Source organism: Fibrobacter sp. (genome assembly GCA_017503015.1).
GTDB lineage: Bacteria > Fibrobacterota > Fibrobacteria > Fibrobacterales > Fibrobacteraceae > Fibrobacter.
Genome location: JAFVTX010000049.1, coordinates 39,499 through 61,577, shown reverse-complemented (window position 1 = coordinate 61,577; position 22,079 = coordinate 39,499). Strand labels below are relative to the sequence as shown.

Genomic DNA, 22,079 nt, shown 5'->3' with positions numbered 1-22,079 from the left:
GTTACCTCTTAAGTTTCCTAAATTATTTCTTTTTCAGCCAAGAACCGCACAGGTACATCGTAAAGATGATGCTTGTAATCAGGAACATGGCAATGCTGATGCAGGCCAGGTCGCCGATACCCTTGAGGCCGCGGTGGGTGGTGAACAGGAACCCGACAAAGCCCGCAATCGTCGTGGTAGAACTTGCCATCACGTTGCGACCGGTGGTGTCCATCAGCTGACGGAGCGTCAGGTCCTTGTCGCCTATCCATGAGGTAATCATGTGGATGGTGGCGTCGATGCCGATACCGAGTGACATTGGGATTACAATCACGTTGTAGATGCTGATTTTCCCGAATTCAAACATGTCGGTGAGGAACCCGAGAAGCCCGAGGGTGAGGAGTGTTCCCATGCCAAAGGAAATACAGCCTGCCAAGAAGAGTTTCGGCTTGCGGAAAGAAATGACCAGCGTGCCGAAAATCACGAGGATGATGACCAGCGCAAGCCTGAAGCTATCCTTCTTCACGGAGTCAATCACATCAGAGAGAATGAACTGCGAAGAGAAGGTGCGCAGGTCTTCGCCGTCAAAGTTCCAATGGCCGTAGCGTTCCTGGAATCGGTGCAACGCGTGGGCATCCCAGCTGGGAAAATCACCGTAGATAAAGCCGATTTTTCCATAGCTGCCGTCCTTTTCTCGCAACAGGTCAAGAGTCCAGCTCGGGACATCTTCGGCGGTAAAGGTTTTCTCTACAGAGGATAGCTTGCGCAGGTTCGCAATATTCACGGAATCTTCGCCCTCGGCACGATCAAACACGCGGGCCTCTACAAGGTCGCGGATTTCTTCGATGATTTCGAGGCGGGCTTCCTGGGAATCTTTTGGCGGAACGAAACTCTTGAGGGTGAGGAAACTTCCGAGGGTTGAATCGTGTTCCACGTGCAGGCGCACCATCAGGGTATCGTAAAGCTTGTCCAGTTGTTCGGGCTTACTCCCCATCACGGCTGCCGGTGTCGACGTTACCGCCTTGCCTGTCGCGCGGGTCACCTTCGTAGAAATCTTGTTCTTCGAGGCCGTCACGTTCGTCGAGACGCGACGCAGGTTGCGGAGGTTATGCTCAAAGTCTACATCCTGTGCGAACCAGAGCGACACTGCACCTAGGGCAAATCCCGCAAGGGCTGCATACTTGAAGAAACGTAAAATTTTCGCTTCGTCCCAGGACTTGGGCAATAAGGAGTTGTCCGGTGCCTTCGGGATTCCGCCCATGCACTTGATAAAGACGGGGAGCACAAGCACAGAGGTGAGCATGCTGAAGAATACGCCTACGGAGGCCACCACGCCGAACTCATAGAACCCGCGGAAGTGTGCGGCAAGGAGCGTAAGGAAGGCGGCAATTGTCGTGAAACTTGCGAGAATGAATGGCTTGAGCATTTTCCTCTGGGCATGTTCCAGCACTTCTTCTAAGGTCGCGTACTTGTGCAATAGTTTCTGCGAAGTGCCCAAAATGTGAATTGAGTAGTCGATACCAATACCCAGAATAATGGAGGCCACAAACACTGTGAAGGGGTTCAGCTTGCCGTAGAAGAGAGCCGTGAACGCAAGCGTCGGGAGGCAGGCGTAGAGCACCGATGCCGTCACGAGAATCGGGCCCTTTACGCTCCTGAAGAAGAAAATCGTGAGGAAGATGATAAGCACCAGGCTGATGGCGAAGGAGAATACGGAATCATTGGCCACTTCGTCCACTTCCTTGAGGCCCTCGTAGGTGCCTTCCACCGTAAAGCGTGTGGGAACGGGGTAGGTCTTGCTGCTGAAATAGGCCAGCAGGGAATCGGTACGGGCCAAGATGTGGGTCACGAATTCATAGTCGGTAGAAGGCTTGATGAGCTTCGCGTTCACCACGCCGTTGTAGAGAATCTTTCCGGTGCTGTCCGGGCGCGGGGAACCAATCAGGCGGTTCTTGAGTTCAGAAGGAATCGTTGACTTGGAATCCCATTCCACTTCTTCGTCCGAGGCGGCCTTCGTATCGATGGTGTCGCCCTTGTCTTTCTTGAAAAAGGCGTCAAAGGCGCTCACCGCTTCGTCGGGGAGACCCAGTTCCTGCGGCAGGTTCTCGTCAATCCAGACCCGTTCCTTTTTCGCGGGTTCGGCTGTTGTCGCACTATCGGTCCCTGAATTTGTCGAAGGCTCGTCCAACAGGTCAACTACCAGCGGGCCGCTCTTGCGACCAATTTCAAGCTGCAGGTCTTCCAGGTTGTCGCGGATGTGTTCCAGGTGCTTTATGGGCAAATAGAGAAGCGCGTTATCCTTGAAGAACTGGTTGTCATTATCGACCTGGGTGGAAACGTAGTCGCCTTCCCAATTCTTGTGGATGTAATCGGCGATGGAATCCTGCAGGGCCACCACCAGGTTCACGTCTTCGCTTTGGATGGCAATCATGAACTTGTCGGTGGAACCGAAACGCTGGTACGATTCTTCGAGGGCTTTCACGCTGGGGGTGCCCTCGGGCAGCAGGTGCGAAAGGTCGGCATCTAGCTTGAGTCCCGGCTTGAATAAAATGGGAATCGCAAAAAGGAGCGCCAAGACCAAGTAAAAGGCCAGGGCCTTGTACTTGTGTTTGCAAATCAGGGGAATGTACCAGTTGGAAAATCTTTCAGGAAGTGATTTTTTGTTAGCCATAGGGAGCAATATAATAAAAAGGGTCGCAGACGGCACGATTTGCGACCCAAGTTGTTGATATTCGGTCAATTACGACTGATGGAGTGATTAGCCCTACGGCATCATGATGTCGTTGCGGAGCACGGAACGCACGGCCCTCGCAGCCCCCACCGCCTTCTCTTTCCAAGCAAGGTCGCTTGCATCCGTCGTGAGCGCATACGGGGATTCGCCACCGGGGGCGGCGCGGTACACATCCTCGTTTTCGAGGCCCCCTGCAAGCACATGGTCGCGGAAGCCTAGGTAGTAGGCATTCTGCGAGAAGAAAACCGACGGCTGTTCTGCAGGGCGCTCCTGCGTAAGCAAGTCATAACCCCAGAAATGGTTCGGTTCACGGACCTGAGCCAAGTCAAAAATCGTGGGCCCTAAATCCAGTTGCGAGGCCACATCTTCGCGAATGGTAAGCCCATTAAAGAGAGCTGTGTTAGCCGAGAAAAACCCGATAAAGATTTGCGAAGCCGAAAGACCAAGCGGTTGCGGAACCAGATAATCTACGGAATCTACGGGAGTGTCGTGGTCGCCTAAAATAATAATTACCGTATTTTTGAAATCGGGGCGTGTGGAGAGAGCTTCGAAGAATCGCCCGAGCTGCTGGTCGGTATAGCGTATCGCATTGCGGTAGCGAATCATGGCGTCTTCGGGTTTTTCGGCATAAGCATCGGGGTAGCCGTAGAACGGAATATGCGAAGAAATGGTGTTGAACGAAAGTTCCCAGGAGCTGTCCGCAGGCATCATGTTGAGCAAATCAATGGCGAGATCCACTCCCAGGCTGTCTGCAGAACCTTCGATTTTTTCTTCGCCAATCAGGTGCCAATCCTTGCCGAAAAATTTTTCAATGAAGGGGAGGGTATGGTCAAAAACCGGGTTAGAAACGGTCGCATAGGTGCGGTGATAATTTGTTAAAAATTCAGGCCAGCCCTTGAACTTGTTCGCCGCATAGAAACTGGGCACGTCGCGGTTGGGATGCGAGGGGAACCCCATGTAGGTGGCCATGGTGCCGCGCACGGTGGGGTAGCCGCCGCTAAAAGCGTTCTTGAACCAGAGCCCGCCACCCAGCGTATTGCCGGCGGAATCTTTTTCGTAGTAGTCACCGTTTGCAAGTTTCCAAATATTCGGCGCCACTGCCGTATCGCCCGCGAGCATCTTGTTGAAGATACGGCCCTTGAACGATTCGCCCATAATGAACACGATGTTGTAGGGCTTTTTCGCCTTGTATTCGTGGGCGGGGGCATTGCGGTACATCGGAAGTTCCAGAGCATCGCTGCGACCTGTCGCAAAATCCTTCGGCAAGAAAGCGTCCAAATCGTTCACTAGTTCTTCGGTGATTTTGGCGTTGTCGTGAATGAACTCAAAAGTTTCAACCGCAGCGATGTGCAGGATGGGCGCCGTAAGAGTATGCTTGCCCAGCGTAAAGCGCATATCCACCTTCGTGTGCGTCACCGGGATTTCAATCCAGCCGCGAGTGCCCGTAAGGAACAGCACGAGCGGCGTTAGCGATAGAGCCATGCCAATGGCGAACATCGCGACAGGCGTTTTTTGGGAGGCGGGCTTCCAAGCGCCGCCCGCATTATTCAACACGAGCGTGTGGCGCTGTTTATGGAGCCTGAGCGAGTATGCAATTACATAAGCGATGGCGCCAGAAAAGCAAAGCACAACCATCGAAACCCACAGCACCGTTCCGAGCAAATCTCCGCCCAGCGTAGAAACCGTCGTGGCATCGGTGATGTTTGAAATGTGAAAATACGTGCGCAAGAACGAATAAGAAAGCCGTTGATGTGAAAAACGGAAAACATCATAGTCCGCGATGGCAATAAAGAAGTAGAGCGCGTAAAAGATGGCAAGCCCGCGGGGAGCCCGTGCAAACCCGAAAAGGGCGGCCATTACGAGAATGGCTCCGAAGGCCATGAAAATCTGCCAGAGGGTCTTGCCCTCGAACATCTCGGCCATCGAAAGTCCCAAGGGATCAGGCAAGCTGTAGAAAAACACCAGCAAGACGCTCTGCACCACAAGGGCAATGAGTGCCATTGCGAGGAAGGGATTTTTCAAATAAGAAATTATTTTATCAATCAGACGCATAGGCAAAAGCAAGGAAGGTCCCCGCCTGCGCGGGGATGACAATTAAAGGGGCGACGCTTTACCGTCCGGGTTCAATATAAAATCTACAGCCTTTTCCAAATCTTCGGCCTGGCGGGCGTGAACCTGCGCGTAGCGTTTCGGGGCGCGTTCTGCAAAATCCGCATAGATGCGGGCGTCGAGCAGTTGCACCAGGCGGTTCTTGATTTCGCTCACGGAATACGGGTCAAAGTACAGCACCGCATCGCCACAGACCTCGGGAATGGAAGTCGTGCCACTCGCCGCTACGGGTACGCCGTAACGCATGGACTGCACCGGCGGGTAGCCAAAGCCCTCGTTCAAGCTCGGGAACACGAACGCGTATGCATTCTTGTGCAAGAACTCCAGTTCCTTGTTTTCCACATAGCCGAGCAGTACAAAGCGGTCTTTATGCTTGAGGTGGCGCAAATAGGCTTTGGGGTTTGCGGCCCCGGTAATGACCATCTTGTAATCAAAGGATTTGCCCTGCGATTCATACATGCCCACCAGTTCATCGAACGCGCGGGCGGCGCGCAGGTTGTTCTTTTCCCAGCGGGCTCCGCTCGTAAGCAAGAAGTACTTTTTCGCAGTAACACCCGGCGGCAGGAATCCTTCGGGTTCATATGACCTCATGGGGCTGTAGAACACCGGAATTTCCAGGTCCATGAGTTCCGGGAAGAACGCCTTGATGGAGGCACGGCTGTGCTCGCTCACCGTAATGGTACGCACCTTGCGACCGTCCGGTCCCGAAGTCAGCGACTCCGCCATGCGCCGCGCCAAGTCCTGGTACTTGGGCTTGTAGAAATACTTTTTCCAGCTTTCGCGGTAACGCACCAGCGCCTCAAACTTTTGTCCGAGTTTCTTGGCAAAACCTACACCTGCCCAGCTATACTGCATTTCTAGCGCACGCACGCCATGCCAGGTAAACACGAAATCCTTTACGTCTATCGCCCATTTTTTTTCGAGGGAATAAAGCGGCGTATAGAAGGTATCAATCTGGTTTTCGTCAATAATCTGCTGCGGTGTTTTTTCGCTGATATCGAACAGCGGAATATTCTGCGTTTTGCACGCATCGACAATCGCCGGATCCAGGTACTTTTTGCTGTCATAGGCGCAGCTGAACTGCTCGCCGCGCTTGACCAGCGCCCAGAAAATCACTTCGCCGTAAGAGCCGCCGCCGTGGAACTTGGCGCTATGAATCGGCTGTACCGCCACGAGATTGAAAAGCAGGTTCACTTGCGGCCCCCGCGATTATCCTTCCCGAGAAGCGTTCCCAAAATTCTCAGCGGGAACACGAGGAACGGCATCTTCTTGTAAATCCAGGCGAGCGATTTGGCGAAGGCGTAGCTGCGGATAATGTAGGCGCCCGCCGCACCCACCTTGCGGGTCTGGAATTCAAACTCTTCCTTGGCGTGGGCAATCACGTCGTCATGATACTCGTTGATGGTAATGCTCTTGTCGGCATTGACCTTCACCGGAATGTTCTTCAGGTTAGTGTAGAAGTCCTTGCGCAAAATCTTGGGCAGGAACAAATCCATGCTGGCAGGCACCTTGTGACCGCGGGTATCGATAATTCGCGAACCGAAAAAGTGCAGCACCTTCGCCGTGGGCAAGAACCTGTTGCCGTAGGCCAGCTGGCAGTTCCAACCACCGGGCATTTTCTTGGTGATGTAATTAAACTTGAAATTCGTTTCGGCGAGGCTCGCCATGTCGTAGGGGAAGTTCTTGGACACGCAATAGAGCCACAGCTCGTGCCAGGTTTCGAAGAATTTGCGTGCTTCGGGAGTGTCTGCTGCAAACATCACGCCCCCGTTGAAAATCTCGTCGTTCAGAATCGGCGAGAATCCCATCATCTTCGCGTTGTTCAGCACCTTCTTGCGGTTAATCGCCTTCGAAAGGTTGGTGTGAAAGTCCAGCACCGCATAGATGCCGCCTTTCCATTCTTCGGGAATGGAAAGGTCACCCACGATGGCGATGTCGGAATCCATGTACAGGAAATCGCCGTCGACCACGTTGCGCATGACCGTCTTGAGGTAACGGGAACGGAGCATGGGCGTGAACTTCTCGTCGAGGGTCAAAACCTTCAACTCATCCACAGCGTCCTTCAAAACTGCGCGGGGACCGACCAAAGTTTCTGCCGTCTTGTCGTCGGTCAAAAGCGTCACGAAGGCGCCCGGGTTATGCACCCGCAAAGAGGCGATGGCCACCAGCGTCTGTTCGCAGAAAAAATCCTTCGGGGAACTGGTCAGAACAAAAAGGTATTTGGTCATGGGCAACACTCCCCGTCAAAGTTTGCTAATCCAGCGGAATCGTGGACTTTGCGTTTTCAAAATCTTCAACCGTATCGAGTTCGCAGGAGAAATAGTCCGATGCATCCCACACGGTGTAGGTATGGCCCTGCGGAATCAGGCGTTCAAAGGCCAGCTCGTAGAACGTGTTTTCCAGGTGTTCCACGTTCATCATCTTTTCAAGTTCGGCGTAGAGGGCGGTTGAATAAGCCGCACCGATCTTCTCGATGCCGAGACTTTCGCCTGCGGCGGCCTTCGGGGAGCATGTCTTGCTGATTTCGGAAATGTTTCCGTCGGCACCCAGGACCACCTTCATCTCTTCTTCGCCCAGCTCATGGCGAATCAGCGTAAGCACGTTTGCGGCCTTGGATGCAAGCACGTTTTTTACAATCTGCGGATCGTAAAGCAGGTCGCTATCCAGCAGCAGGAATTCCTTGCCGGCAACCGCCTGGCCTGCAAGCCACAGCGAATAGATGTTGTTCGTGGAATCGTAAAGCGCGTTGTGGATGAAGGTCACGCGAATGGAATCGCCGTAATGGCTTTTCACGAAGTCTTCGATCATGTGGTTCAGGTAACCCGTCACGATCACGAAATCGCGAACGCCGGCGGCCATGATTGCGTCCATGGAACGTTCCAAAAGGGAACGGCCCTTCACGTCCAAAAGGCACTTGGGCGTGTTATCGGTGAGCGGGCGCAAGCGCTTCGCCATTCCGGCTGCAAGAATTACGGCAATCATAGGGCGGCACAACGCTTGATAGTGTCCACCACCACCTGAATCTGTTCCTTACGGCCCAAGGTAATGCGCAGGCAGTCTTCGAGACCCTTGTCGCTCATGAACTTGATCTTGTAATCCTGCTCGGCCATGGCCTTCTGCAAGGCTTCCTTGATGCGGGTCGGGTACTTGATCAAGATGAAGTTGGCCACACTCTTGTACACCTTGAATCCCGGCAGGTTGCCAAGTTCCTTCTTGAACAGCTGGCGGTCCCATTCCATTTCGTCGGCGACCTTGCGGTAGTGATCTTCGCTTTCGATAGCGGCCATGGCCACCGCTTCGCTGAAGCGGTTGTAACCCAGGTACTTGTTGGCGTAGCTCAGGAACGATTCGTGGCCCTTGCCCATAAAGCCAAAGCCCATGCGCAGTCCCGGGAGACCAAAGAACTTGGAAAGGGTGCGGGAAATAATCAGGTTCGAATACTTGTTCACGAGGGGCGCAATGTAGGCGGTATCGGTCGTGATAAAGGAAGCGTAGGCTTCGTCAATCAGCACCATGGTATCGTTCGGGATATTTTCCATGATGCGGCCGATTTCGTCTGGCGTAAGACAGTTGCCCGTCGGGTTATTCGGTGAGGCGAGCAAGAGCATGCGCGGGTGAATCTTGTTGGTAAGCGCAATGACCTCGTCTACGTCATAGGCGAAGGTGTCTTCCTTTTCGTGGAGCGGATACATTTCAAAAGAACCGCCGCATTCACCGGCGATGCGGTTGTAGTACCACCACGAAAATTCCGGAATCATGATGGTCTTATTGTCGCCCTTCATCAGGTAGTAATGGACAGCGTTCTTCAAAATGTCTTCGCCACCGTAACCCAGCAGCACCTGTTCTTCGGGCACGTTGTAGATTTCGCTAAGCTTTACCGAGAAGATACTCTTTTTGCCCTCGTCATAGATGCGGGTGTAGAAGCAGAGCAGTTCAGGGTCAAAATTCTTGACGGCATCCAGCACCTTCTGGGAAGGCTTGAAGTTGAATTCGTTTCTGTCCAAGTAGTTCATGTTTTACCTTTGTGGGGCTTATACCCCGATTCAAAACCTTTTTAAATATACGTTTTTCCTTATTTCCACCACACGTCAAGCCCGTGATTGTAGCGTTTTTCGACCGGCGGAAGCTGCATGTAGTCGCGGTAGAAGAGCGACAGGTAGTAATCGTAATTCTTGTAACCGCTAAATTTGCGGTTTTCGAAGGGATAGTCCACCGTTTCCGCAATTTTTTTCAGGTCCAAAATGCGGTCGGTTTTGGTATCGAAGAAAAGGGTCGCCACATGGCCCGAATGGGCTGTGGGGTAGCGACGAATCACCCGTTCCACATAGCGGCAGAAGCGTTTTTTGCCCACGATGCAGGCGATGGCATAGAAGAACCGCTTGTACAGAAGCGTCCAAGCGTCGTAACCCTTCGACTTGAAGTCGGTCGTAATGGCAAGCGTAATCACGCGCAAAAAACTGCAGTAGAGCACGAACGCCTTTTCAAAGAAACTCGATTTTGGGAGTCCGTCCAGCGGGAAAATATCGACCCAGATTCCCATTTCGCCCTTGTGACGTTCCATCTTGACCGTAGTGCGGTTGTCGTAGGCCTTGGCAAACGGATAGAAATAGCCGTCGCAGGTATCGTCGACCAGAGTGAGCCATTCCTTGTGGCCCGCCGCATTCTTGTCTTTCAGGATGGCGATGAGTTTTTCGTAATCCTCGCGCAACATGCAAATGTCAATATCGTCGTCCCAAGGGATATAGCCCTTGTGACGCACCGCGCCCAAAAGCGTGCCGTAGGCTAGGCTATACTTCAGGTTGTTTTCCTTGCAAATGCGGTCAATCTCGTCCAGAATGGACATCTGGATTTCACGACATTCCTGCTGTTCAATCTTCTTCATTTTTTATTTCCTGCCGAGACGGCGTTCCTGTCTTTGTCCATCTTTTTCTTGACTACAAGGCCATAAGCGCCAAGAGCCAAAAGAATCACCACGTAAACGACGGCTTTTTCGAGCATGGACAAGGTAAACACCTGCATGTTGATGGCAATATAGAATGCAATCAAGAATAAGATCCAGAACACTTGCGACAAGAGCCGCAAGGAGTAGGGCTGCAAGCCCATCTTGAAAAGGTAAATGTTGTTGCAGATGACTGCAAATATGTTGTAGCTGAGCATCGAAAGGGCTGCCCCCACAAGGCCGTAGGTCGGAATCAACAAATAGCCCGACAGGAGTGCAACGCCAAGGGAAACGATATCCATAATCAAGGAATACAGGCTCTTGCCCATGCCGTTCAGCACCACTAGGGACATACCGCCAAAACCCGCTACGAGGTGCACCAGCAACAGGATTCCCAAGGTTTCGGGCTGCACGATAAAGTCCTTGCCCGCAATGCCCAGAATCAAGTCCGGGAACAGCACGATGAAGAATCCGATCATGAGCTGGATGAAGGTGACCATGAAAACGCAGTAACTATAGACCGGCTTGAGGTCGGTCTTGAGGCGTTCCTTGTTCATGCCCGCCACCACCGGTGTAAGAATCGGCGTGAATCCGACACGAATCGTCTGGAGCGCATTGGAAATGGTGACCATGATGCCGTAGGCGCCAGCCTTTTCGGGGCCAAGGAACAACATGACCATCCAGAGGCTCGAACGGATCAGGAAAGACGACACGAATTCATCGACCCCTAGCGGGAGCGAGTAACGCAACAGCACCCACGAAACCGTCTTGTGAGGGCGCAAGGGCATTTCGGGAAACTGCCTGCGGACCAGCACAAAATGCACGATAAAGCCCACCACCTGGCCCACCAAGAGACCCAGCGGAAGCGCATGCGGGATTCCCATGAAGTGGAGTGCAATGGAGGTTGCCGGTGCAAGAGTCACCGTCAAGAATGAATTCACGAATACGGCGTTTTGCGGACGGCGGTTGCCTTCGGAAGCGGTGCTAAAGACATAGGTGCCCACATAGAACAAAAGCGAAAGGGCGTACCAGGGAAGTTCCTTGGAAATGTAGGGCGTGAAGGATCCCACAAAAATGACAGCCGTGCAAAGAATCGAGATGGCTGCCGAAATCCAGAAGGATTCCATGATGCCGTCGTATCGGGGGCGACCGTGTAGGCCGTTCTGTGGCAAGTACCAGTACAGGCCCTTGTCGAGCCCAAGAGTTGCTGAATGCGCAATGGTCAAAAGGAGGGTCTGGGCAGATACAAAGATTCCAAATTCAGCGGCGCCAAAAATACGCGCCATCACGAAAGTCAAAAGCGGACCGCAAACCTTGAGGATTGTCCCCACAATGTTTACAATCATCGCCTTTTTTAGGAACTTGCTGTCGGTTTCCAGATTGCTCATAACAGGCCAAAAATAGATTTATTTTGCTTGGAATCCGAGAAAGGATTAGGCTTTAATCCGATGAATTATCTATATTGGGTGACGAAGTTCAAATAAGTGGACCTTTTCAACTCGCAAAACGGGATTTTATCATGTTCAAGACCATCGCTATCGGCTGTGACCACGCCGCATTCGAATACAAGGAAAAACTCGTCAAGTTCCTGGAAGGCAAGGGCTACAAGGTCCTTGACATGGGAACCGATTCTACGGAATCCTGTGACTACCCGATTTTTGCCGACAGGGTCTGCAACAAGATTACGGGCAAAGAGGCGGATTGCGGAATCCTCATTTGCGGTACGGGTATCGGCATGAGCATGGCGGCAAACAAGCACAAGGGAATCCGCGCTGCCGTGGTGGGCGACCTTACCTCTTGCGAATTCACTCGACTTCACAACGATGCCAACGTGCTTTGCATGGGAGCTCGCATTATCGCTTACGCCCAGTGCGAAGTGTTCGCCACCAAGTTCCTGGAAACGGAATTCATGGGCGGCAAGCACAAGAAGCGCATCGATATGTTCGAAGCGGGCTAAGGGTAGCCGGTGGCACGACTTTTGCCAAGCATCACCAGGTGGTGTCGCGTTCTTGCCTTGGGCGCGGTCTTGGTGGGTTGTGCCGAAATCGAAGAAGAAAAGCCTTGGATCCATGTAGATAGACCCCAGATGCTCTTTACCGACACCACCCTCATGGACAGCTACGACAAGGGCGTGCTGAGCTGGAAACTCAAGACGGCCTATCTGGAGCGGTGGTCCAACACCGAAGAAGTTTTCGTGCGGCCTGTGCTGGTGGACATCTACGATTCCCTGGGAGAACGTTCCGCATTCTTGCGGGCGGATTCCGGCCGGCTCGACATGAAGTTCACCTACGTCTATGCCTACGGCCATGTGTACGCCCTTACGCCCAAGGGCGCCTCTGTCCGTGCGGATTCTCTGCTCTGGAACAAGAAGGACAACTTGGTCAAGACCGAAAGCTATGTGCGGGTGGTCTCCGAAGATGGCGACGTGCTGCAAGGCAAGGGATTTGAAAGCGACGCCAAGATGGACCACTGGAAAATCCTTTCCAACATCACGGGCATTTTCCAGGATGCTGCCAACCGAATCAAGGAAGAGGACAAGGCCAAGGCTGAAGAAATCGAGAAACGGGATTCTGCGGCAGCTGTACCGCAACAGGCAGAGGAACGCAAGGAATGAGTGTCCTCCCGAAAAAAGTACTGTTCCTGTTTCTGGTTGCATTCGGTTGTGCCTTTTCGCAGACGTCTCCCCTTATTATGAAACATGCGGACAATTTGGAGGTGGCCCGTACCCGCGGGAACCTGCTGCTGCAGGGCAAGGTCCATTTTGTTCACGACTCCCTGGATTTCAAGACCGAAAAGGCCACCTGGAACAAGGATGCTGAAATCCTCCAGTGCGAGGGAGGTTTCTTGGCGGCACACCCGTCCGGATACATCAAGGCGCAAACCGGCATTTACAACAAGAAAAAGGGTATCGCTTCGGCCCGTGGGAGTGTTGTGGCCGCCGATTCGGCAAAGACCTACATGTTTACAGGGGACTATCTGGTTTACGACCGGGAAAAAGAAATTCTCACCATGCCCGAAAAGCCGAAACTCTATGAGTTCGAAAAAAAGAAGGACGGGAAAATCGATACGGTCCTGATTGAAGCCAAGACCATCATTTACAACAAGGGAGAATCTTTTGCCGAAGCCTACCAGAAGGTAAAAGTCACCCAGGACGACATGGTGGTCACCTGCGATACGGGTTATTTCAACCGCAAGGACAACTGGCTTTCCATGAAGGGCAGTCCCACATTCGATATGAAGAATTACCACCTGACGGGGGATTCCATCTACCTCACCCTGGATTCTACGGGCAAGTCCCTGCGTTCGGCCTTGGTCATTCGGAATGCCCACGGTATCCAGCAAGAGGACGCCAAGAAAAACGCCCCGGGAAGCGTGACGGAAGCCTTCGGGGACACCCTCTATGCCGCCTTCAAGGACAACAAGATTGAACGCCTGTATGTAAATTTGAATGCACGGGGGTTCTTTTACGAGACGGACCTTCCCGATTACCAGAACCAGATGGACGGAAACAGGCTAGATATGTACTTTAACGAGGGAAAGATGGACCATGCGGTTGTGTCCGGCAAGGCCCAGAGTACCTATTTCTACGTCAAGAAAGACCGCACCGTCGCAGGTAAGAACGAAGCCGCCGGAGATACCATCAATATCCTTTTCGATGCCCAGAAAAACGCTGTCAAGTCGTTACGGCTTTTGGGCGGCGGGACCATGGCCAGCGGAAGGTATATCGACATGGAAAAGGAACAGCGGAACAAGAAGAAACTGTTGGATGCCGATTCCTCCAAAACCGATTCTACGAAATCTGTTTTGGCACAGCCTTCGGACAGTTCCAAGGTTTCGGCTCCCAAGGCCACCAGCGTAGAGACCAAGCCCGAAGGCAGTGTCCAGGATAGGTTGATGCATGAAAATTCCAAGAGGGGAGAGCTGTTCCGCAAGGCCATGAAATCCAAGGAATCACAACCTCGACCAGCCCCGAAAAAGGAGAACGCCAAATGAGAACGGTAGTGAGCACGATTCGCACGGACAAGTTGCGCAAGGTTTACGGTGGCCGCCAGGTGGTGAGCGATGTTTCCATCAGCGTCTCTCAGGGCGAGGTGGTCGGGCTCTTGGGACCAAACGGCGCCGGCAAGACTACGTCTTTCTATATGATTGTGGGCATGGTCCGTCCGGATTCAGGCCATATCTTTCTGGACGACATCGAGATGACGGACAAGCCCATGTACAAGCGGGCAAGACTTGGTGTGGGCTACCTGCCGCAAGAAGCTTCCATTTTCCGCAAGCTCTCTGTAGAAGACAACATCATGGCCATCTTGGAAACTCAGGACATGAAACGCGCCCAGCGCAAGAGGCGGCTGGAAGAACTTCTGGAAGAATTCAAGATTACCCATATCCGCAAGACAAAGTCTTATAGCTGTTCCGGCGGTGAACGGCGCCGTCTAGAAATCGCTCGCGCTCTTGCCAGCGATCCGTCGTTCCTGTTGTTGGACGAACCCTTCGCCGGTATCGACCCTATCGCCGTGGCCGACATCCAGTCTATCATTTCGGAGCTGAAAGAGAAGGGCATGGGCGTGCTCATTACCGACCACAACGTGCGCGAAACCCTCTCCATTACGGACCGGGCCTATATCATGTACAAGAGCCAGGTGCTTACCGAAGGTACGGCGGAATACCTGGCCAACGACCCCGAGGCCAGACGTATCTACCTCGGTGACAGTTTCAGGCTGGATTAGGAAAATTTATGGATGTAGGAATGCATTTAGGCCAGAGTCAACGGCTGGAGCAGAATATCTCGCCCCAGATGCTTCAGTCTATTGCTATCCTGCAAAAGAATTCCCTGGAGCTGGAAACCGCTATCAAGGCTGAGGTAGAGGCGAACCCCATGCTGGAATTTGACGACGAACCCTTGGGAGAATCCCTGGATTCCCCCTCGGAATCGGTGCAGTCCGGCGAATCGGATTTCGATACCGAAGACACGTCCCGCAATTCTGACGACAGCACGGTTTCTTCTTTGGATTTTGAACGGGGCACTCTCGAAGACAGCGCCGACGTGGACCACGGACTTTTGGACGGCTCTACTCCTTCGGAGCTGAATTGGGCGCAGTATCTCGAAGACGGCACTGACCATACGGATACGCTTTACAGGGATTCCGTCAACCAGCAGAAGGACCCCGACGACGCCTGGGACCGCCCGCAAAAAGACAGGGAGGCAAGCCTCCAGGACCGCCTGCTGTTACAGCTTAGGGACTGGAACGGAACTCGCGAACTTATGGCACAGCTTGCAAAGGCGGGCTGCCCAGAAGTTCGTTTCCGCAGCCTGGTGGAATACCTGATTGACTCCCTGGACGAAAACGGTTTTCTGCAAAGTGCCGACGAGATGGCCATGGCAAAGGTCATGTCCGACAACGATCCTTTCATCATCGAAATCGAGAAGGTGATCCGCAACGAAATCCCCCTCGAAGAGGCGAGCCTCCCGGTGGTAGAGGCATTCCATGTGCTCCGGAGTTTTAGACCCAGGGGAATCGGCGCCAGGAACCTTCAAGAATGTTTTATCATTCAGGCGGAATCCCTGGAAAATTTTCCGGCCCTTTCGCTCCAGATTTTGAAAGAGCGTTTCGACGACCTGATGGCGCTTCGTTACGCCAAGATTGCAAAAGACCTGGGCGTCTCTACCGAAGAGGTGCAGCAGGCGGTGAGCAGTCTTTCTAGGCTTGCGCCCCACCCGGGCCAGCAAATGTCCAGCACGCCGAACCAGGTCAAGGTGGCCGACATGAAGGTGGTAGAAAAGAAGGGCAGGTTCGAGGTGGAATGCTACCGCCGCCGCGTCCAGAAACGCCTGCACCTGAACCAGACTTACGCTTCCCTTTTAAACGACAAGCACCTGAGCAAGAACGACAGAGAATATATCCAGAACAACCTCTCCAAGGCAAAGGAATTCATCAAGGCGGTGGACAACCGTTTTTCCACTATGGAAAACGTGATGATGGCCATCGTCAAGCATCAAGAGGCTTTTTTCCGCCAGGGGCCCGCTTTCTTGAAGCCCATGATCCTGCAGGACATTGCCGACGAGGTTGGCCGCGACCTGAGCACCATCAGCCGCGTGACCAACGGAAAGTACGTGGATACGCCCTACGGCATCTTTGAGCTCAAGCAGTTCTTTACTACCGGCATCAAGCAGGGGAGTGCCGCAAACGACGAAGTAATCGGCTCGGCCCAGATTCTTGAAGCTATCAAGAAGCTTGTGGATGAAGAAGACAAGAAAAAGCCCCTTTCGGACCAGGCCATCGCAGACGCCCTGGACAAGCAGGGCATCAAGGTGGCTCGCCGCACGGTGGCCAAGTATCGGGAAGAGGAACTGAAAATCCTCCCTGCCAGGCTCCGCAAGGCGCTTTAGGCTTGCCTTTATGTAAACTTTTGTTTACAAACAAACACAAATATTCTGCAATTATTCCGAAATTCCCCAAAATTTCCCCTCATTATTCCAAATTGGGCGAATTATTTTTCGAAAAAAACATATTATATTTGCTTTTTTTATAAAAAAAGATGTATATACTCTAGATGCGATGCTAGAACATCGAAATGTGCCATCTCAACATACGGAGGTTTACAATGGATATTCAATTTTCTGCCCGTCATTTTAATGCATCTGCCGGTCTCCAGGATAGGATTCAAGAAGAAATGGACAAACTGGCAAAGTTCTACCCGAACATCACGGGAGCCTCCGTCATTTTGGATCACGAAGTGGAGCACCAGCGCCATTGCGAAATCTCCGTGAACATCACGGGCTCCGTGGTGGTGGCTTCTGCCGACGAAGAGAACATGGGCAAGGCTGTGGACGTGGCCCTGGAAAGAGTCAAGACCCAGCTGAAGAAGGCCAACGAAAAGCAGAACGATCATCGTGCCCAGCCCCTCTCTGATCTGTCCTAATGGCTGAATCCAGACTGAAAGACATCAAGGTTTTGCACCGGGAAAAACTCTCGGTGCGAGACTTTTTCTGTCGCTACGGCAAGGATTTGCAGCTGGCCCTCCATTCTCCGGAAGAGGACCTGAACACAAACATTGCCGAAAGCGGTATCCACCGCCCTGGCCTTGCCATGGCGGGTTATACCAAAGTTTATAGTTCGGAGCAAATCCAGGTGGTGGGCCATACGGAATGGAACTACCTGGAATCTCTGGGTACTGCGGGCCGCGTGAAGGTCTTTGAAAGCCTTTCTGTTTTCAAGGCGCCCATGTGGGTGGTGACCCATGCCCAGATGCCCCACCCGGAACTTCGGGCCATGTGCAGCAAGCTGCATATCCCGCTGTTCTCTACGACGCTCCACACCTACGAGTTCAACAAGATTGCCCAGAGAATTCTCGAGGAATTCTTTGCGCCTCACGCCATTATCCACGGGAGTCTCGTGGATGTCTATGGTATAGGCATGCTCTTTGTGGGCGACAGCAACGTGGGCAAGTCCGAATGCGTGCTGGACCTGGTAGAAAGCGGACACCGCATGGTGGCCGACGATGTGGTTCATGTAAGCCACGTGGGCAACGTGATTATCGGACGCCCCGACCCTCTGATCCGCCACCACATGGAAATCCGCGGGGTGGGCCTCTTGGACATTCGCTCCATGTTCGGTATCCACGCTATCCGCAAGGTGAAAAAGATCGAAGTCATCGTGGAACTCCAGCCCTGGAGCCAGAACGTTTCTTACGAGCGCACGGGTCTGAATGAGTTGGACGAAGTCGTTATGGGCGTTTCTATCCCGAAGATTGTGATTCCCGTGTCACCGGGCAAGAACCTGACGGTGATTTGCGAAGTGATTGCCATGAATGCCCTCATGAAAATGAACGGCCAGAACGTGGCCCGGGATTTCAATGAAAACCTGATGCAGAAAATCAAGGCCAAGGCGAAAGGCGAATACACCGACGACCTCTTGGAAATGGAGCCGGAGAACTGGTCCCCCTATGAATAGCTTCCGTCGAAAATTCCGTTCCAATTTATTCCCCTTTGTCGTCTTCTCGATTATCGTGGTCGGGTGCGGCATGGCCCTGTACCTGTTCCATCCGGCAAGCCCCCACCATGACCGCTACAGTTTTGTGGTGCGCTACGAAAGTGTCGGAACTCTTTCTCCGGGCAACCGCGTAGAAGTTCGCGGAATCACCAAGGGCGAAATTGCAAAGGTGCAGCTGACAGACGAAGCGGTTTACGTAACGGCCCGCGTGCTTGCCGATACCAAGATTCCGAAAAACTCCGAGTTCCGCCTGAAAACGGCAGGGCTTATGGGCGAACGTGAACTCAGCGTGTTGACCGGGGATTCAAAGGACCTGATTGCCGACGGCGATACGGTGAACGGCTACTACGAAGAGGGCGCCAACGCCATAGGCCGAAACATTGCCTTTATCCTCTCGGAGCTGGACTCCATTGCCACCCAGATGGGCGCCCTGAAAGATTCCGTAACCAAGGGTACAGCGGGCAAGCGTCTTGACCGCGTGCTCAAGAAGGCAGATGACCTGGTTGGGACATCGCAGGAATCAGTCCAGGAATGGGTGGGCGAGGCCAAGGACCTGCTTTCAAAAGCCGAAGGAACTCTGGACAAGGCGAAATCCAGCCTGGGAAATGTTCCCGAAAGGGCCGAGGGCACCGTCCAGAAAGTGGAAAACCTTGTGGCTCATGTAGATACCCTCCTGACCCAGGTCCGCGGGCTTAAAACGGAACTTGAAACCATCCAGGCGAAAATCTCCCAGGACGACAACACCGTGGGGTTGATTTTGTCTAAAAAAGGCGACATAATTAAGGAACTGGACCGCATAGGTACCGATATTGACGGCCTAATCGCAGACGTCAAGAAACAGGGCCTTAGATTAAATATGGATATTTTCTAAAATTGTGTCCTCTTTTGAAAAAAATAATTTAGTTTAACACGAAAAAGATTAAGAAGGGAACCCCAAGAAAGGAGCGAACTATGGCCGAAAAGAAACCTGCAAAGATGAGTGCTGCAGACCTCAAGTTTTTTGAGGAGATGCTTCTGGAAAAACGGCGCCAGCTGGTGACCGCCCAGAGCGAGACCGAAAAGTCCAATGCATTTCAGGGCCAAAAGCACCAGTCCGGCGACGGCGGGGATTCCGACAGTGCCGATTCCGCTACCGACTACAACGCTCTCGAGACTACGTTCTCCCTGGCGGCCCGCGAAGGCAAGTACCTGGTTTATCTGGAAGAGGCTCTCCAGCGTATCAAGAAGGGCACCTTCGGCGTGTGCAAGGTGTGCCAGCAGTTGATTCCCAAGGCCCGTCTTATGGCTGTGCCTACCGCCACCAAGTGCGTGAACTGCAAGGAAGAGACCAAGAAGAAGGAACAGGAAATCAACCGTATCGAGATGGCCCGCCTCTTTGCCGAAGAACAGCGTCGCGAGATGATGAAAAAGAATGCTGGGCGGTAGGGTGCGCAACCCTCCGTCATTGTCAAGCATCTAAAGGTCATGAATATCACGAAAGCCTCCTTGTTTGGGATTTTAGCGGCAGCGACACTCCTGCATGCCGGTACGTCTTGGACTTTGGAGGCCTGCCTCAAGCAGGCGGCCGAAAAGAGCCTTTCGCTGGAAACGGCTAAACTCCGGGAGCAGCAGGCTCAGGTAAATGTCAAGCAGGCAAAAATCGGGCATTACCCCACGGTTTCGGCCAGTATCCAGAATACCCTTTACGACCACCCCTTTGTAGATCAAGAAGACCATTACCGCCTGAACCTGGGTTTGAACGGCTCCGTGACCCTGTGGGACGGCGGCGCTACCAGCCTGAACGTAGAGGCCAAGGAACTGAGCCGGGAGGCGGCGGAACTTTCTACCCTGCAGACCAAACGCACCGTACAAGAAAACGTGCTGAACGCCTACATGAGCCTGCTTCTGGCCAAGGAAAACCTGCATACGGCGGACTACGCGGTAGAGGTGGCCCAGGCGGAATTCGAATACTTTACGAACCTCTACGGGGTAGGTTCCGTGACCAAGAAGGACCTGACCCAGTCCGAGGCCAGTGTGCTCCAGAAACAGGCGGCAAAGATTACGGCCGAACTGAAGGTCTCTACCGCAAGGACCACGCTCCGGCAGCTGCTGGAACTGCCCGAGACCGAAGAGTTCGACGTGTCTGCTCCCGAAATTAGCATGAACAATCCGGATTCCTTGCCGCCCCTGCCGGAATACGGCGAGCTGCAGGCCCGCATTCGTGCGGCTCATCCCGGGCTTAAATCCGACAGCATTTCTGTGAAGGCCGCCCAGAAGAACACCAAGGTGGCAGGCAAGAACAGCTCTATCTCCGTGACCCTGGGGGCAAATTCCAGCACAGGCTTGCAGGCCTGGGAATCCAAGGGCTACAAGGACCAGCTCAAGTACGGCTGGCAGAATTCCTTGACTCTCGGGATCAGCATTCCCATCATCGATGCGGGCGCTACCGCCAACAAGGTGCTGCTGGCCCAGGTGAACGAGGCCGAAACCCAGGTGGGCCTGCAGGAGACGGCAAAGAATTTGGAAAACAGCATCGAGAAGCTTTACCTGAACGCCCTTAGCGCCGATCTGCAGTGGAAGGCTGCTGTTTTGCAGGTGGCCGCCGAGCAGGAGGCCCTGAAGGTGGCCGAAGAGCAGCGCAGGCTGGGGGCGCTGACCTACACCGACTACCTGAACCAGAAAAACAGTCTGGAGTCGGCCCAGGTCGCCCTGAACAACGCAAAATACACCAGTTTGCTTTCCCGCAAGCTCTTGGACCTGTACCAGGGCCTGCTGGACTAATCCAACTATTTATCACCGCACCCTTCATTTGTCATCCCCGCGAAGGCGGGGATCTCCTTTTCTCGCCTGCTTAAAAACAAAACGTCCCCCTGTTTCTTACCTGAAACAGGGGTGTTTCTTATTGAAAGGGATGTCCGCTTTGTCATCCCCGCACCCTTCATTTGTCATCCCCGCGAAGGCGGGGATCTCCCTTTTTTACCCCAAAAACGCCATTTTTTGCCGTTTCATGGCATTTTTTTCCGAATGGGTGCCGTCTTCTACAAAAATTGGCACGGCCTTTGCGTATAGGAGTGTGAAAACAAAAAACCGGGTCCCCGGCCAAGGCAAACCGCCAAGGCCCGGGGCCCACAACCAGTGAGGTTAAAATTATGCTCAATACTCAGATTCTTCCTTCTGCTTTCTATGGTCTCCAGAACTTCCTCGACAACTTTAACGCCTGCAACGCTCAGGGCGAATGTGCCTACACCCCCAAGGCCGACTACTACGAAGTAGACAACGGCTTTGTGCTAGAGGTGGAATTGCCGGGCGTCAAGAAAGAAGACCTGGACGTACAGGTAGAAAAGAACATCATCACCGTCAAGGCCACCCGTGCCCGCAAAGATAGCAAGTACACCTACGAACGGAGCTTCCGCCTGGCCGACGATATTGACCCCGAGAACATCAAGGTCTCGTTGGAAAACGGTGTGTTGACCTTCTCGCTAGCCAAGAAGCAGCAGGCCTCCGCACGCAAGTTGACCGTGGGCTAACTCGGCGATTGTAACGATTCTTCATTGTGCTCCTTAAACACCAGGGACATCCGCAAGGGTGTCCCTTCTTTTTTGGACATTTCAAAAAAGTTGTTGAAAAATGTCAACAGTTGTTTGCAAAATTTGGCTATTTCTTGTTTTTTGCCATTTTGTTTGATAACTTTTAATCCTTAAAAGTTTAACCTTGTTGACCAATAATCAAAAATTGATTATATTTAACCATGTACAATGTGACCATAACCAAAAAGGCGGAACGTTCGGCAAAAACGATGCCTAGAGCGGAGCAGAACAAGCTGAAGGCTCTGTTGCAGTCGTTAAAGGTTTCCGGACCAATACAACCACTTTTCTGGCATTACTCAACACTTGGCGATAGCAAGTATCATTGTCACATCGCCTTGAATTGGGTCGCTTGCTGGACATGTGAGAACGGGTCGATAAATATTGAGGTTTACTATGTTGGCAGTCGTGAAAAAGCCCCGTATTGAAATTCGTGCGAAGCACATCCCTGCTCCGCTTGTCAGGTTCTTGAAGGATACCTACAAGTCCGAAAATGTGGCGGTCTGCAAAAACGAGGATTCGATCCCCTTCGAAGAGTCCGACTGGTTCAAGAATCTGGATTCCACTCCCGGCGAAATGATTGTTGCGAACCGAGATTTGCGCAACTGGTCGCAGGTCACCCTTGCCGAAAAACTCGGGATTCAGGTTCAGAACCTCTGTGCCATGGAAAACGGACGAAGGGCGGTATCCCGCAAGATGGCGATAAAACTCGGTGAAATCTTCGGGACGGATCCCGCAGCTTTTTTTGATTTTAGTAAGTAGCGGAA

20 protein-coding genes are annotated in these 22,079 nt (G+C 52.8%); 12 read left to right on the top strand and 8 right to left on the bottom strand.

Annotated elements, in window-relative coordinates; genetic code table 11:
* Positions 1-22: 22 nt before the first annotated feature.
* From IKB43_08925 to IKB43_08890, 8 genes are all read right to left on the bottom strand, one after another.
* Entirely contained in the window at positions 23-2,650 is a 2,628-nt protein-coding gene (locus tag IKB43_08925) for an MMPL family transporter (GenBank protein MBR2470256.1), read from the bottom strand.
* A 93-nt stretch (positions 2,651-2,743) separates the two neighbouring features.
* Complete coding sequence (locus IKB43_08920) at positions 2,744-4,678, bottom strand: sulfatase-like hydrolase/transferase (protein ID MBR2470255.1); 1,935 nt, start codon at positions 4,676-4,678, stop codon at positions 2,744-2,746.
* A 126-nt stretch (positions 4,679-4,804) separates the two neighbouring features.
* Positions 4,805-6,013 carry a glycosyltransferase gene (locus tag IKB43_08915; protein ID MBR2470254.1) on the bottom strand — a complete coding sequence of 403 codons (1,209 nt, stop codon included), beginning with the start codon at positions 6,011-6,013 and terminating at the stop codon, positions 4,805-4,807.
* Complete coding sequence (locus IKB43_08910; GenBank protein ID MBR2470253.1) at positions 6,010-7,053, bottom strand: hypothetical protein; 1,044 nt, start codon at positions 7,051-7,053, stop codon at positions 6,010-6,012. The genes IKB43_08915 and IKB43_08910 overlap by 4 nt, the downstream gene beginning before the upstream one ends.
* Before the next feature lie 19 nt (positions 7,054-7,072).
* Positions 7,073-7,801 carry a phosphocholine cytidylyltransferase family protein gene (locus IKB43_08905; GenBank protein ID MBR2470252.1) on the bottom strand — a complete coding sequence of 243 codons (729 nt, stop codon included), beginning with the start codon at positions 7,799-7,801 and terminating at the stop codon, positions 7,073-7,075.
* Positions 7,798-8,832, bottom strand: coding sequence for a histidinol-phosphate aminotransferase family protein (locus tag IKB43_08900; protein MBR2470251.1), 1,035 nt, complete (start codon positions 8,830-8,832; stop codon positions 7,798-7,800). Before IKB43_08900 ends, IKB43_08905 begins: the two co-directional genes overlap by 4 nt.
* Before the next feature lie 59 nt (positions 8,833-8,891).
* Positions 8,892-9,701, bottom strand: a complete 810-nt coding sequence (locus IKB43_08895) for a LicD family protein (protein MBR2470250.1) — start codon at positions 9,699-9,701, stop codon at positions 8,892-8,894.
* Positions 9,698-11,146, bottom strand: coding sequence for an oligosaccharide flippase family protein (locus IKB43_08890; protein ID MBR2470249.1), 1,449 nt, complete (start codon positions 11,144-11,146; stop codon positions 9,698-9,700). Before IKB43_08890 ends, IKB43_08895 begins: the two co-directional genes overlap by 4 nt.
* Positions 11,147-11,277: 131 nt before the next feature.
* On the opposite strand from IKB43_08890, the gene rpiB reads away from it, so the two are divergent.
* The 12 genes from rpiB to IKB43_08830 all read left to right on the top strand — a co-directional run bounded on the left by rpiB (position 11,278) and on the right by IKB43_08830 (position 22,074).
* Positions 11,278-11,715, top strand: coding sequence for a ribose 5-phosphate isomerase B (gene rpiB, locus IKB43_08885; protein ID MBR2470248.1), 438 nt, complete (start codon positions 11,278-11,280; stop codon positions 11,713-11,715).
* A 9-nt stretch (positions 11,716-11,724) separates the two neighbouring features.
* A complete protein-coding gene (gene lptC, locus IKB43_08880) occupies positions 11,725-12,372 on the top strand; it encodes an LPS export ABC transporter periplasmic protein LptC (GenBank protein MBR2470247.1) in 648 nt (215 codons plus the stop codon).
* A gap of 77 nt (positions 12,373-12,449) precedes the next feature.
* Entirely contained in the window at positions 12,450-13,751 is a 1,302-nt protein-coding gene (locus tag IKB43_08875; protein ID MBR2470246.1) for a hypothetical protein, read from the top strand.
* Positions 13,748-14,485, top strand: a complete 738-nt coding sequence (lptB, locus tag IKB43_08870; protein MBR2470245.1) for an LPS export ABC transporter ATP-binding protein — start codon at positions 13,748-13,750, stop codon at positions 14,483-14,485. The genes IKB43_08875 and lptB overlap by 4 nt, the downstream gene beginning before the upstream one ends.
* Before the next feature lie 8 nt (positions 14,486-14,493).
* Positions 14,494-16,146: an RNA polymerase factor sigma-54 gene (gene rpoN / locus IKB43_08865; GenBank protein ID MBR2470244.1), complete on the top strand. Its 1,653-nt coding sequence runs from the start codon at positions 14,494-14,496 to the stop codon at positions 16,144-16,146.
* A 215-nt stretch (positions 16,147-16,361) separates the two neighbouring features.
* Positions 16,362-16,679, top strand: a complete 318-nt coding sequence (raiA, locus tag IKB43_08860; protein ID MBR2470243.1) for a ribosome-associated translation inhibitor RaiA — start codon at positions 16,362-16,364, stop codon at positions 16,677-16,679.
* Positions 16,679-17,710 carry an HPr(Ser) kinase/phosphatase gene (gene hprK, locus IKB43_08855; GenBank protein ID MBR2470242.1) on the top strand — a complete coding sequence of 344 codons (1,032 nt, stop codon included), beginning with the start codon at positions 16,679-16,681 and terminating at the stop codon, positions 17,708-17,710. Before raiA ends, hprK begins: the two co-directional genes overlap by 1 nt.
* The gene (locus IKB43_08850; GenBank protein ID MBR2470241.1) at positions 17,703-18,620 is read left to right on the top strand and encodes an MCE family protein; all 918 of its coding nucleotides are present in this window, start codon (positions 17,703-17,705) and stop codon (positions 18,618-18,620) included. Before hprK ends, IKB43_08850 begins: the two co-directional genes overlap by 8 nt.
* Before the next feature lie 80 nt (positions 18,621-18,700).
* Complete coding sequence (locus tag IKB43_08845) at positions 18,701-19,174, top strand: TraR/DksA family transcriptional regulator (protein MBR2470240.1); 474 nt, start codon at positions 18,701-18,703, stop codon at positions 19,172-19,174.
* Positions 19,175-19,213: 39 nt separating this feature from the next.
* Complete coding sequence (locus IKB43_08840) at positions 19,214-20,509, top strand: TolC family protein (GenBank protein MBR2470239.1); 1,296 nt, start codon at positions 19,214-19,216, stop codon at positions 20,507-20,509.
* Between the two features lie 368 nt (positions 20,510-20,877).
* Positions 20,878-21,255: an Hsp20/alpha crystallin family protein gene (locus IKB43_08835; GenBank protein MBR2470238.1), complete on the top strand. Its 378-nt coding sequence runs from the start codon at positions 20,878-20,880 to the stop codon at positions 21,253-21,255.
* A 453-nt stretch (positions 21,256-21,708) separates the two neighbouring features.
* On the top strand, positions 21,709-22,074 hold the full coding sequence (locus IKB43_08830) for a helix-turn-helix transcriptional regulator (GenBank protein MBR2470237.1): 366 nt from the start codon (positions 21,709-21,711) through the stop codon (positions 22,072-22,074).
* Positions 22,075-22,079: the final 5 nt, after the last annotated feature.